Origin of the sequence: Erythrobacter sp., assembly GCF_030066995.1 — a bacterium.
Lineage (GTDB): Bacteria > Pseudomonadota > Alphaproteobacteria > Sphingomonadales > Sphingomonadaceae > Erythrobacter.
The window spans coordinates 1,067,915-1,080,203 of sequence record NZ_JASJAP010000001.1; the positions used below are offsets into that span (position 1 = coordinate 1,067,915).

Genomic DNA, 12,289 nt, shown 5'->3' on the forward strand with positions numbered 1-12,289 from the left:
GGACCCAGAACCAAGATCAGGGCGACGCAAGCGGGAGCGGAACACACTCCAAATCGGGCAAAGCAACGCTGAAGCTTTCGCGCGCGCGCGGATCGTAGAAGCGCGCATCGCGCAGGATGACGGAACCGTCTTGCGCGCGTTCGGCAAAGGGCGCTCTGGTCCAGGTGAGAAAGCCGTCGAGCTGGGAATTCGTCCTTCGCACCGCGCTCAGGTCCGGCATCTCGCATTGCTGCGCCTTCGAACGTCGGTAGCCATAGCCGAAGTCATCGCCACTCCAGTCGCTCGATATCCACTCGCCTGTGTACAATTGCGCAATCTGTTCTCGTCGCCAGAACTCGAGCGGAAGCGGCGCGGCGATGAAGCGCGTCGGGTAGGGCTCGGTCATCTCGCCGCGCGTTGTATAATCCAGCGTCGTGATCGCCCAATTGAGGCCGACCAACGCGACGCTTGCCACCATTGCAAACGCCGCGCGGCGGCGTCCCGATCCGCCGTGCTTTTCACCGCGCGCCGACCACCAGACACTCACCCCAAGCAGCGCCCACAGCCACACATCGATGATGAACAGCGTGTCGCCGTAATACCAGCTTGTGTCGAACGGATAGAGAAACCGCACGCCGTAGACGTTGAGCCAGTCCATCAGCGAATGCGAGATCGCGCCGATCAGTCCCAAGATGTATAGCCACTTGAAGCTCACCGGATCGCGACCCTCCGGCCTTTTCCCGCGCCTCTCCTGCCATCGGTCAAAGCCCCACAGCAGCGCCGCCAGCCCGACCGGTAACAACGCCACACCAATAGGCCCGTGTGTGATCCCGCGCCGAAAGCCCAGGGCTTCGGTGCTGTCGAGCCACAACAGGCCCACTACATCGATATCGGGCAGATTGGCCCCAAGAACGAGCGCGGCCAGCCCGAGTCCCGTCTTCGCCTTCAGTCCCATCTGCCCCATCAGGGCGCCGGTGAGACCGTGTGTCAGATTGTCCATGCAGGTTCCTTGTTTTCAGCCGATTAGCGATGGTGCATAGGTCCGTCAAAGAACGAGATATGGGAGACACTCGCGCCATGACCGACACGCCCGCGGACCAAGCGCCGTTCATCCGGCCTGACATGAAGATGTTCCTCGACGCCCTTGCCGCAATGGGAAGCCCCGCGATTACGGATATGTCCCTGGAGGAGGCGCGCGAATCTTACATGACGCTGCACGGCATGGCGGATCGACCGGCGCGCGATCTGGCGGTGATCGAGGACCTCTCGTGTCCCGGACCAGCGGGCGAGATTCCGCTGCGTCTCTACGACGCGCGCGAGACGCGCGAAGCGGGTCCGGTGATCAGCTTCTTCCACGGCGGCGGCTTCGTGATTGGCGATCTCGAGACGCACCACGCGCTGTGCACGGAAATCGCCGCGCTGATGGACCTGCCACTGGTCGCAGTGGATTACCGCCGCGCACCCGAGGCCCCCTTCCCCGCCGCGATCGAGGATTGCGAAGCCGCCGCGCGCTGGATCGCTTCGTCCCCAGAGGCGCTGGGCCGCCCGGCTACTGGCCTGATCACAATCGGCGACAGCGCCGGGGGGACCGCGACCATCGCGGTCAGCCAGTTGCTCGCCGCCACCCCCGCAGAAGCGACGGTGGTCCTGCAAGTGCCCATCTTTCCGCTCGCCAGCGACGCCTTGGGCTCGGCCAGCCTCGGGAAATTCGACGAGGGCTATGTGCTCACCAAAGCCGCCATCGAATTCTTCGACGCCGCCTACCAGGCCGATCGCTCCGACCCGCGCGGCTTTCCCATTCTGGGCGATCACGCGGCCGCCCCGCCCACGGTGCTCGTCACCGCCAGCCTCGATCCGATCCGCGATTCGGGGCGCGACTACGCCAAGGCGCTGGCCGATGCTGGCTCCGACTTCACCTTTATCGAGATGAAGGGTGTGACCCACTCCTTCTGCAATCTTCGCCAAGCGGTTCCGAGCACGCAGGCCGATCTTGAGCGGATCATCGCTGCGATGAAGTTCAAACTGGAGACGCCATAAGCATGGCAATCAATCCTGCAGACCTGCCCTACCGCCCATGCGCGGGCTTCATGCTGGTCAACCGTGAAGGCCTTGTCTTCACCGGCCAGCGTATCGATCCGCGCGCGCATGGGGCCTGGCAGATGCCGCAAGGCGGGATTGATCCGGGCGAAGACGAAGAGACAGCGGCTCTGCGCGAGCTCGAAGAGGAAACCGGAATCACCCCGGACAAAGTCAAGGTGCTCGCGCGCTCGGCCACGGCGCACCGCTATGACTTGCCGCCAGAGCTTTTGGGCAAGGTCTGGAAGGGCAAGTATCGCGGGCAGGAACAGTACTGGTTCCTCGGCCGGTTTCTGGGCGAAGAGGCGGATATCAACCTTGAGGCTCACGCCCCGCCCGAATTCAACGCCTATCGCTGGCTCTCGCTTGATGAGCTGCCCGAAAGGATCGTGTCTTTCAAACGCGAAGTCTACGCCGCTCTCGTCGCTGAGTTTCGCGAGTTGATCTGAGGCGTTTCAGAAACGGAAATCGATGTGCGGGCGGTCGTCCTTGGCGCGCGCCGCCTGAAAAGAGGGGATCGCCTCCACCCGGTCGAACCACGCGAGGATGTTGGGGTAGCCCTGAAAGGCCCCTTTCGTGCGCGCGGCGATCATGGGGTAGATCAAGGTGATGTCCGCTGCGGTGAGGTTGTCGCCGCCAAAAAACGGCTTTTCGCCCAGATCCTTCTCCATCAATGTGTAAAGCGCCTGGGTGCGCGGGTTGATGAAGAGTTTGCGCACCTGCCCGAAGATCGCCTTGAGCAGCGAGCTCACTGGCCATGGCGCGCGGGTTTCGAGCAGGCCGAGGATCATCGCCACGCTCTGGATCGACATCAGCGAACCGGGGCTGGCGTGATACCAGAACAGATGGCGCGCGCGATCAGGGCTGCCAGCCTTGGGGTTGAGGGGACTGTCGGGATAACCGTCGAGCACGTAGTCGATGATCGCGTTGCTTTCGGCGAGAACCAGATCTCCATCGGTCACCACCGGCGCGGTGCCTAGCGGCGAAAGCGCCTTGTAAGCATCGGGCGCGAGATTGGTCTCGGGGTTGCGATTGTAGGTTTTGAGTTCGTACGGTGCGCCCAATTCCTCAAGCAGCCACAGGATGCGAAAACTCTGCGAATACTCAAGGTGATGCAGCGTCAGCATCGCATCGCCCCCTGCTGCAAAACCTCGGGCGGACTAGTTGGCGGTTGGAGCGTCGGCGCTTTCGACCGCAAAACGCGTCGAAGGCCCCGCTTCAATCGTGGTCGCTAGGCTGAGCGTTTCCGGGCAGGCGTCGCCGCACAGGCTTTGCAACCTGGCCAGATTGCGCTTGGCTTTCTCAAGCGCGCCCTTCTCGACCAGAGCCGCGCCCTCGCCAGAGATGGCTGCAAAGTTGCCGGGATCGCGGGCCAAGGCTTCGCGGTAATACTTGATCGCTTTGCCTTGCAGGCCTTCCTGGCGCGCCACTTCCGCCAATTCGAGGAAGATCGGCGTGTAGCCCGGATCGACCGCCAGCGCGGCCTCATAAGCGTCAATCGCCCCCTGCGTGTCCCCGGTCGCCAGAGCCGCTTGTCCTTGCGCGATTAACGAGGCGGCTCGCGGATCGGGTACCTTGTCGGCCGCGCTGATGACACTGGCCGTGGTGGCAAGAAACAGCGAGAGAGCAGCGGCGGCGGGGGCGAAACGCATGAACAACTCCTTCAGACCAGCAACCCGGCTTTCCGGTCGGACATCGACCTGGGTTACTGAGGGCTTAGCCATAGCTCTTAAGCCTATCATGCGCAGCGCGCGATGGCGATAAAAAACCCGTCCGTGCCGTGATGGAACGGATCGAGCCGCGTTCCTGTTCCCCGCGGCGTCCCCAGGGGGAGCTTGGCATCATCCGGCGAAAAGCGCGGACATCGGTCCAGAAACGCGCTCATCCGATCCGGCCCTTCGGCGTCGAGCAGCGAACACGTAACATACGTCACGCTCCCGCCCGATCGCACCAGCGCGGCCGCGACGTCGAGAACATGGTCCTGCAGGGCGTTAAGACGCGCAAGCTCAGCCCGATCGAGCCGCCAGCGGCTTTCCGGATTGCGCCGCCAGGTGCCACTGCCCGAGCACGGCGCGTCCACCAGAACGTGATCGACGCTGCCCTTGAACGCGCTTAGCGCTTCGAGTTCGCGGCCGGGATCGAGCAGGACGGTGTGGTCGATCGCCGCCCCGGCCCGCGCGGCGCGCGGCGCCAGATTGCCGAGCCGCCGCTTGTCGGTATCCGACGCGATCAGGCTCAGGGCGTTGCCGAAACGCGCAGCAAGAGCCAGCGTCTTGCCGCCCGCGCCCGCGCACAGATCAAGGACGGTGTCACCCGGATTGGCCGGAACCGCCTCGCAGATCAGCTGGCTCGCGTGGTCCTGCACCTCGATGATGCCGTCCCGAAAGGCGTGCCATGGCTCGACTTTGGTGCCGGTCGCAAAGCGCAAAGCGTGCGGCGCGATCAGCGGCTCTCCTACCTCGGGCAGATCGAGCGTTTCGCGAGACGCCTTGAGCGCGTTAACACGGATATCGAGCGGCGCGCGATCCAGAAGCGCCAAAGCCGCCTCGCCCTCGATCCCCGATGCAGCGAGCGCTTCAATCAGCCAGTCAGGCGCCAGGCCCGCCTCGGCGACCGGTTCGCCCGACACACGCTGCGCGGGGCCGTGCGCAGAGCCATCGAACAGCTCGAAAAGAGCGGGGTCCGTTTCGGCCAAAGCGAGCATCGCCGCGCGCCCGCTGTCCGGCACCTCTCCGCAATGGCGCACCGCGCGATAGACCAGTTCACGCACAGCGCGCCGATCCTTCGAACCCGCATAGCGCCGCGTCTTGAAGTAGGCCGTGATCAGTCGATCCGCCGGTGCGCCCTTCGCCCGCGCGGCGTCGATGATCCGGTCGAGCAGCTCGATCGCCGCCTGAACGCGCGCGGCGGGGGTCACGACGCAGCGCTCCGCCCAAACCACTCGGTTCGTCGCGCGTGGAGAACGGGTGGAACACCTGGAACACTGTCCTGAGCCAGAAAAATCGCCCCGTGCTGGAACGCGCCAACGAAGCGATCCGCGCAAAGGTGCAACCGAGCCCTAACCATCGGACGCGCGCGTTTGTTCATCGCGTCCGCATGCCACACCGGGCCGCAGTAGGAAAACAGCGGACGGCCAAAGTCACGGGCTGCGCGTCTTGATCCGCTCAAACGCCTCGTCATACTCTTTCATGCGCGGCGCAGCGAGGCAGCGATGCTGGTATTCGGCTCCACTCTTGTCGAGCGCTGCCTGAGTCATGCGAGCCGCCATCTTGGCGCCGGCTTCTTCGCACGCCTCACGTGTTTCAAACAGGATTTCGGGACGTTGGAGATCGATGTCACCGGGTCTTTCGGCCCGCCAGCCCAGGATGATCAGCAGAAATGGGGCAAATTCAATCACTCCATCCTCCCTCAACGCGTTGGATAGTTTGGCGCCTCGCGCGTGATCGCGACATCGTGAACATGGCTCTCGGACAGCCCGGCGCCGGTAATCCGCACGAATTGCGTACGCTCCTGCAGATCTCGGATCGTCGCCGAGCCGGTGTAGCCCATCGCCGCCTTGATCCCGCCGACAAGCTGATGAACGACGTCGGACGCCGGGCCCTTGAAGGGCACCTGCCCCTCAATCCCTTCGGGCACCAGCTTTTGTTGCGAGATATCCTGCTGAAAGTATCGATCTGCGGACCCGCGCGCCATCGCGCCAACGCTGCCCATCCCTCTATAGCTCTTGTAGCTGCGGCCCTGGAACAGGAAGACTTCGCCCGGGCTTTCGGCTGTGCCGGCAAGCATGGAGCCTACCATGACGCTCGAAGCGCCCGCAGCCAGAGCTTTGGCCGCATCGCCGCTGGTGCGCAGGCCACCATCGGCGATCACCGGCACGCCCGCTTTGGCGGCTTCGGCGGCGCTTTCCATCACTGCGGTGAGCTGTGGTACGCCCACACCCGCGACGACGCGCGTCGTGCAGATGGAGCCCGGCCCGATTCCCACCTTCACCGCGTCCGCGCCCGCATCGACGAGCGATCGCGTCGCCTCGGCGGTAGCGACGTTACCCGCCACCACCTGCACCGAATTGCTCAGCGCCTTGACCCTTTCGACCGCCTTGGAGACGTCTTTATTGTGGCCGTGCGCGGTGTCGATGATCACCACGTCCACCTCGGCGTCGATCAGCGCTTCGGTGCGCTCAAAACCCTTGTCGCCAACCGTTGTCGCCGCCGCAACGCGCAGACGGCCCGCTGAATCCTTGGTCGCGTCGGGATAGGTGACCGCCTTCTCGATATCCTTGACCGTGATCAGCCCGATGCATTTGTAGTCGTCGTCCACCACCAGCAGTTTCTCGATCCGCCGCTGATGCAGCAAACGGCGCGCTTCCTCCTGGCTGGTGCCCAGCGGAACCGTCGCCAGGTTTTCCGTCGTCATCAGTTCGCGCACAGGCTGGCCGGGATTCTCTGCGAAGCGCACATCGCGGTTGGTGAGAATGCCGACCAGTTTGCCGCTCGCATCGGTCACAGGAATGCCACTGATCCGGTGCTGCTGCATCAGCGCCTGCGCCTCGCCCAGCACCGCGTCGGGGCCGATCGTGATGGGGTTGACGACCATGCCGCTTTCAAAACGCTTGACCGCCCGCACCGCCGCGCATTGCTCTTCGAGTTCAAGATTGCGATGGAGCACACCGATGCCGCCAAGCTGGGCCATCGCTATGGCCATGTCGGCCTCGGTCACTGTGTCCATCGCCGCCGAAAGGATCGGAATGTTGAGACCGATTTCGCGCGTCAGCTTGGTCTTGGTGTCCGCCATCGAAGGCAGGACACTGCTTTGCGCGGGCCGCAACAGGACATCGTCAAAAGTAAGGCCAAGAGGGATGTCCATCGGGTGCACTTTCATTCGCGAAAAGGGAATCGGGTGCGGGGCCATGTAGGACGCTTGGCCATGCAGCGCTAGGGGAGCGCGGCGCCGTTTCACCGGTTTGGCCCCTAGCGGGCGTTTTCGCCGGTTTCCCGAGCCGGAATGGCAAGACGCCGCACCAGCGCCTCGTGCAGAAGCAAATCGTCGATCGCGCCGCCCAGTTCGACCCCCTCAGCCTCATCGGACGGGCTGTGATAGGGGCCCTCGAAGAACGGCCCGGTGGTGATTTCCGATCCGAACGCGCTCGAAAGCATCACGGCGGGCACGCCTTCTTGCAGCAACACCCAGCTATCGATGCGCTGGACAAACCGGTCTGCGAACGCGCGGTCGCCCAGATCGCGTTCGGCAGCCAGGAGCGTTTCGAGGACCAGCGGATCGAGCGGCGTGCGCCCCTCGCCGACAAAGCCGACCGGAGCGCCAGCGGGCGCAATTGCGACCGAATCGAAGTTGAAAGCGGCTATGAGGCTCTTGAGCGGCACAGGCGGATTGGCAGCAAAGGCCTTCGCGCCCAGCAGCCCTGCTTCCTCGGCGGTCGTGGCCAGAACATAGATGTCGCGCTCATACGGACCGCCGTCGGCGAGGCGCTGAGCCAGTTCCAGCATGGCCGAAACGCCGCTCGCGTTGTCGACCGCGCCGTTACAGATCCGGTCCACCGCCCCCTCGGGACCGCAAAATCCAAGATGATCCCAATGCGCAAGCAGCAGCACCGCTTCGGTGTTGGGCCGGGTGCCGGGCAGGCGCCCCAGAATGTTGTAGCTTGTGAAATCGCGCCGCTCGGACGTCGCCTCGATGCTGACGCTCGCGTCGATATCGACCGGCGTGAAATCGCTCTGCCTGGCCGCCATCATCAGCGCCTCCCAGCGCTCTTCGCCCAGAACCCGCGCCATGGCCGCCTTGGTGGCCACCGCGCCGAACGCTTCGTCGATCTCGCCGGTCAGCGCGACGCGCTCCGGGCCCGATTCGGTGCGAACCTTGGCAACAAAGAACCCATCGAGCGCGCCATCGACATCGGGTACGACAATCACCGCGGCGGCCTGTTTGGCTTCGAGCAGGATGCGCCGCTCGGGATTGAGGCTCGCGTCGGCCAGCATCACGGCCACTTTGCCCATGACAGCCTCGGCGGGGACGCTTTCGGCCTCATACCCCACAAAGACGAGGTCCGCTTCGGCGATCAGCTCGCGCTGACGGGTGGTGACCGCAATGGCTTCATCATCGCTCAGCCGCGTGCGGCGAGCGCCCATCAGGATCTCCACCTTGCTGGTGTCGGCGCGAAAGCGGGTCAACCGGACCGGCGCACGCCACGGGTTTCCAGGATCGTTGGTGCCCGATGTCAGGCCCACTTCGGCAAACCGCTGCGTGAGATACTCGACCGTCTTTTCGCCACCTGGCGTACCGGGCTGGCGTCCTGCAAACTCATCGCTGGCGAGCGTTTCGATATCCTGCGTCAGCCGCGCGGCAATCGCCTCGCGCTCGGCGGGCGGAGCGCTTGCCAAGGGCGCCTTGGCGCACGCGCCAAGAAACGCGGTGAGCGCACAAAGGAGGAGCGCGGCGGCTCTCACTCCGCTGTCCAGCCCCCGTCCACGCTCCAGTTCGCGCCATTGATATTGGCGGCTTCCCGGCGGCACAGGAAGACAGCCATCGCGCCGATTTCTTCGGGTTGGACGAATGTCTTGGTCGGTTGCTTGGCGAGCAGCACCTCATTGATGACGTCCTCGCGCGTTAGGCCGCGGGCCTTCATCGTATCGGGTATCTGGTTTTCCACCAGCGGCGTCCAGACGTAGCCAGGGCTGATGCAATTGGCGGTCACGCCAAACTCGGCAAGTTCCAGCGCCACCGTCTTGGTAAACCCGGACATTGCGTGCTTGGTCGCGACGTAAGCGCTCTTGAAGGGCGAAGCGACGAGCGAATGCGCGCTCGCCGTGTTGATGATGCGGCCCCAGCCCTTCGCTTTCATGCCGGGCACGGCAAGCCGCGTTGTGTGAAACGCCGCCGTCAGGTTGAGCGCGATCACCGCATCCCATTTCTCCACCGGGAATTCCTCCACCGGCGCGACGTGCTGCATCCCGGCGTTGTTGACGAGGATATCAATCGCGCCGATCTCGGCAAACATGGCTTCGATGGCGGCAGGGTCCATCAGGTTTGCCCCGTTGAAATCGGCGCCGATCTGTTGCTGCAAGGCGGCGATTTCGTCCGGATCCCCCAGACCGTTGAGGATGATATCGGCGCCTTCATTGCGCAGCGCCTTCGCTATGGCGAGGCCAATCCCCGACGTTGATCCGGTCACCAACGCTCGCTTTCCTTTGAGGAACACGGGCTCCCTCCAATTGATATACTAGACTGGGAACAAGCTCTTGCGCCATGGAACGCGCCTGTCCAGTGAAATGAACCATTCCAGGACGCAAGCGACATCACGGATCGCGCAAGGGGCAAAACATGCGGCTAAATCCCTTCAACACTTCTAAGATCAAGGTTGGCACCACCGGTGGGCGTGGCCGCAAAGCGGGCGGCGTTGGGTGCTTCGCGATCGTGGCGGCGCTGATCGGGGCGCTCGTCTTCGGGATCGATCCATCGCAAACGCTCTCGGTTCTGGGAAGCATGGAGGCCGGCGGGCCGGTCGAGGCTCCCGCCGGCATGAGCGAGGAAGACATTTGCTCGTCCAACGCCTACGCCAGCGAAACCTGCGCGGCGCTGACATCGCTGAACGAAACCTGGGAGCGCACCTTTGCCGAGCAGGGCGTGCCCTTTCGTCAACCAACCTTGCGATTCAAAACCGCCTCGCAGTTCCAGACCGCGTGCGGGGTCGGATCGAAAGCAACCGGGCCGTTCTATTGCCCCGCCGATGAGACGATCTACATCGATGTGGGCTTCTACGATCAGCTTGCGCGCATGTCGGGCGAAAACGGAGACTTTGCGAGGCTCTATGTCGTCGCGCACGAATACGGACACCATATCCAGACGATCACCGGTATTTCCGGCCAGATACGCAGCGCGCAAAACGCCAATCCCCGCCTCGCCAACCAGCTCAACGTGCTGATGGAGCTGCAGGCGGATTGCTATGCGGGCGTGTGGGCCGCGAAAAACCGCAACCGGCTCGATAGCGGCGACATGCAAGAAGGCTTGCGCGCGGCGAGCGCCATCGGCGATGATACCATTCAGCAGCGCTCGACCGGGCGCGTCAATCCGGAGACCTTTACGCATGGAAGCAGCGAACAAAGACAAAAGGCCCTCGCGCTCGGACTGCAAGGCGATGACCGGGCCTGCGACCGGATTACGCAAATGTCTTAGCACGGTGGCAATCGTGGGTCTGATGGCCACCGTTACCGGACAACCGGTGGCCGCGCACCAGGTCAGCGAAGACGATATGGAAGACGTAAAGGACGTCGCCAAGACGCCGCTGGAGGATCTCGGCCTGAGCAAGGAAGAGCTTGCCGACGTTCTGCTCGCCTCGCTCGAGGATCCCTACGCGCCGGCCGGAAACGGTCGATGCAACGCGCTGGTCGCCGAAATTGCCAGGCTCGATACAGTGCTGGGCGACGATTACGACATCGCCGAAAAGGACGAAGACGGGATCCATATCAACACCAAGAAAGCGGCCAAGGATCTGGTTGGATCGCTCATTCCGTTTCGCGGCGTCGTGCGCGAGATTTCCGGCGCCGCGGGCGACAAGCGGAAGGCCGAAGCCGCGGTCACAGCCGGTGTGGCCCGCCGCAGCTATCTGAAGGGTCTGGGACAGGCCAAGGGGTGCAAATATCCTGCGCGACCCAAGGCCGAGTGATCCCGGTATGTCCCGGAAACCATGGGCCGGGAGACGATGCGCGTCGTCTCCCGGTCCGTCGTTTCCAGGCGCTGATCAGGTCGGCGCAGCGGCCAGCGCCTCATCCTCGCCCTTCAGGCTCACTCTCGACCAATCGATGCGGCGCGTTGCGTACATCACGCTGGCGAGCGCCACGAACAGCATCAGCGAGCCGATCACGAGCGACCACTCCTCCAGGTTGAGCAGCACGAACAGCACAGCATAAAGAGCCGTCAGCAGGGCGCCGATAAAGGTCGCGCGCCGCCAACCGCGGAGAACCGCCGCGCTGTAGCTTGTCAGAAGACCGATGATTGCCGCGCTGGCGAGCGCGTAAGCGGGCGCGAAACCGATTATCTCCGCAAAAGCGAGCAGCATCACGAAGAACAGGATCAGCCCCGCCCCGGTCAGCAGGTATTCCGCCGACGCGACCCTCGCTCCGCCGACGACGTCGAACATCAGAAACGCGGTGAAGGTGAAACCGATGAACAGGAAACCGTATTTCACCGAGCGTTCGACCTGCTTGTAGAGGTCAACGGGTTCCATCAATCGGATCGTCGCGCGCTTGTCGCCGGTGGCTTGAGGCGAGGCTCGGTAGTCCGGCGCGTCTGCGGGCGTCTCGGCCTGCGGCAAGCCGGGCGATGCCGCGCTCACCAGCGATTGGCCAAGCGCGAGGTTGGAGATCGACCATGCCGCGCTGAACCCATCCTCGCCGATCTCGCGGTCAGCCTCGCTGGGTAGAAATCCGCCCGTAAAGCTGGGATGCGGCCAGCTAGAGCGCACCGAGAGTTCGGTCTCTTCGCCGCGCGGCACAAGGCTGAACGCGCTCGATCCGCGCAGGGCGTACGCGTAATCCACCGTGGCATCGCCGCGCGCGCTCCAGTCGAAAAACGCGTGCACGCCGCTTCCTTCCTCGTTCGTCCCAAGACCCGGTCGCAAATCCAGCGCTTTGCCGCCTGCGGACAGGCGCGCATCGGTCTGAAGCCCGCGCGGGTCGGAGATCGGCATCTGGATGATCGCCTTGTCGAGCATCAGATCTTCCGGGCGGATCCCGAAACGCGCCAGATCCTGCGGCATCGCAAAGCGCGCACTGCCGGTGATCGCGGCCTCATAGACCACTGTGCGGTGGATCGAACCGCGCGTGCGAACTTCGGGATCGAGCTCTGTCCCAAGCGACTGCTGGCTTGGCGCGATATAGAGCGAAGCGCGCCTTTCACGGGTGCGCGTGACCGGCTTGCCATCCACGGTCTCAGTGGTCCGAGTGCGCGCGGTGTAGGGAAGGACAAGAACGGGCCCCGCGACAACCTGCGGCCCGGCCCAGGCTGCGGTGACCGAGTTTTGGGCCACGCGCGCCTGGTGCTGACGGTCTCCGAGTATCCAGTAGACCATCATCAAAGGCACAACCAAGACCGCGCCAAGCGCGCCGACGATCATGAGTTTTATTGCGGGGCTTCGCTCTTCGGACACGGCTCATCCTCCTTTTTGCATGAGGCGAACCGTGCATTGTGAGCGATGAACTGAATTCGTTATGAACCGCGCAAACAG

General features: G+C 63.8%; 13 protein-coding genes. 4 read left to right on the forward strand and 9 right to left on the reverse strand.

Annotated features, from left to right (window positions below; translation table 11 throughout):
- Positions 1-16: 16 nt before the first annotated feature.
- The gene (locus tag QNI87_RS05075) at positions 17-979 is read right to left on the reverse strand and encodes a metal-dependent hydrolase (RefSeq protein WP_300594858.1); all 963 of its coding nucleotides are present in this window, start codon (positions 977-979) and stop codon (positions 17-19) included.
- Positions 980-1,038: 59 nt separating this feature from the next.
- Between QNI87_RS05075 and QNI87_RS05080 the strand changes: the two genes are divergently transcribed.
- Positions 1,039-2,016: an alpha/beta hydrolase gene (locus QNI87_RS05080; RefSeq protein WP_300594861.1), complete on the forward strand. Its 978-nt coding sequence runs from the start codon at positions 1,039-1,041 to the stop codon at positions 2,014-2,016.
- 2 nt (positions 2,017-2,018) lie between these two features.
- Entirely contained in the window at positions 2,019-2,504 is a 486-nt protein-coding gene (locus QNI87_RS05085; RefSeq protein ID WP_300594864.1) for an RNA pyrophosphohydrolase, read from the forward strand.
- 6 nt (positions 2,505-2,510) lie between these two features.
- On the opposite strand, the gene QNI87_RS05090 is transcribed toward QNI87_RS05085, so the two are convergent.
- The 7 genes from QNI87_RS05090 to QNI87_RS05120 form a co-directional block, all read right to left on the reverse strand.
- Positions 2,511-3,182 (reverse strand): glutathione S-transferase family protein, encoded by a 672-nt coding sequence (locus tag QNI87_RS05090; protein ID WP_300594867.1) that lies wholly within the window; start codon positions 3,180-3,182, stop codon positions 2,511-2,513.
- A gap of 33 nt (positions 3,183-3,215) precedes the next feature.
- On the reverse strand, positions 3,216-3,779 hold the full coding sequence (locus QNI87_RS05095; protein WP_300594870.1) for a tetratricopeptide repeat protein: 564 nt from the start codon (positions 3,777-3,779) through the stop codon (positions 3,216-3,218).
- A 14-nt stretch (positions 3,780-3,793) separates the two neighbouring features.
- Entirely contained in the window at positions 3,794-4,972 is a 1,179-nt protein-coding gene (locus QNI87_RS05100) for an RsmB/NOP family class I SAM-dependent RNA methyltransferase (protein WP_300594873.1), read from the reverse strand.
- Positions 4,973-5,194: 222 nt separating this feature from the next.
- On the reverse strand, positions 5,195-5,452 hold the full coding sequence (locus QNI87_RS05105; RefSeq protein ID WP_300594876.1) for a hypothetical protein: 258 nt from the start codon (positions 5,450-5,452) through the stop codon (positions 5,195-5,197).
- Between the two features lie 11 nt (positions 5,453-5,463).
- Positions 5,464-6,918, reverse strand: a complete 1,455-nt coding sequence (gene guaB / locus QNI87_RS05110) for an IMP dehydrogenase (protein ID WP_300594879.1) — start codon at positions 6,916-6,918, stop codon at positions 5,464-5,466.
- A gap of 104 nt (positions 6,919-7,022) precedes the next feature.
- A complete protein-coding gene (locus QNI87_RS05115) occupies positions 7,023-8,513 on the reverse strand; it encodes a M28 family peptidase (protein WP_300594882.1) in 1,491 nt (496 codons plus the stop codon).
- On the reverse strand, positions 8,510-9,265 hold the full coding sequence (locus tag QNI87_RS05120) for a 3-hydroxybutyrate dehydrogenase (protein ID WP_300594885.1): 756 nt from the start codon (positions 9,263-9,265) through the stop codon (positions 8,510-8,512). Before QNI87_RS05120 ends, QNI87_RS05115 begins: the two co-directional genes overlap by 4 nt.
- Positions 9,266-9,387: 122 nt before the next feature.
- On the opposite strand from QNI87_RS05120, the gene QNI87_RS05125 reads away from it, so the two are divergent.
- Positions 9,388-10,239, forward strand: a complete 852-nt coding sequence (locus QNI87_RS05125) for a neutral zinc metallopeptidase (RefSeq protein WP_300594888.1) — start codon at positions 9,388-9,390, stop codon at positions 10,237-10,239.
- Between the two features lie 22 nt (positions 10,240-10,261).
- Entirely contained in the window at positions 10,262-10,729 is a 468-nt protein-coding gene (locus QNI87_RS05130; protein WP_300594891.1) for a hypothetical protein, read from the forward strand.
- Positions 10,730-10,804: 75 nt separating this feature from the next.
- Here QNI87_RS05130 and creD read toward each other — a convergent pair whose 3' ends face one another.
- Positions 10,805-12,211 carry a cell envelope integrity protein CreD gene (creD, locus tag QNI87_RS05135; protein ID WP_300594894.1) on the reverse strand — a complete coding sequence of 469 codons (1,407 nt, stop codon included), beginning with the start codon at positions 12,209-12,211 and terminating at the stop codon, positions 10,805-10,807.
- Positions 12,212-12,289: the final 78 nt, after the last annotated feature.

Bases quoted from the DNA above. Each gene is read 5' to 3' on its own strand.
- QNI87_RS05075 (WP_300594858.1), bottom strand. From the start codon at position 979: ATGGACAATCTGACACACGGTCTCACCGGCGCCCTGATGGGGCAGATG.
- QNI87_RS05080 (WP_300594861.1), top strand. From the start codon at position 1,039: ATGGGAGACACTCGCGCCATGACCGACACGCCCGCGGACCAAGCGCCG.
- QNI87_RS05085 (WP_300594864.1), top strand. From the start codon at position 2,019: ATGGCAATCAATCCTGCAGACCTGCCCTACCGCCCATGCGCGGGCTTC.
- QNI87_RS05090 (WP_300594867.1), bottom strand. From the start codon at position 3,182: ATGCTGACGCTGCATCACCTTGAGTATTCGCAGAGTTTTCGCATCCTG.
- QNI87_RS05095 (WP_300594870.1), bottom strand. From the start codon at position 3,779: ATGGCTAAGCCCTCAGTAACCCAGGTCGATGTCCGACCGGAAAGCCGG.
- guaB (WP_300594879.1), bottom strand. From the start codon at position 6,918: ATGGACATCCCTCTTGGCCTTACTTTTGACGATGTCCTGTTGCGGCCC.
- QNI87_RS05125 (WP_300594888.1), top strand. From the start codon at position 9,388: ATGCGGCTAAATCCCTTCAACACTTCTAAGATCAAGGTTGGCACCACC.
- QNI87_RS05130 (WP_300594891.1), top strand. From the start codon at position 10,262: ATGGCCACCGTTACCGGACAACCGGTGGCCGCGCACCAGGTCAGCGAA.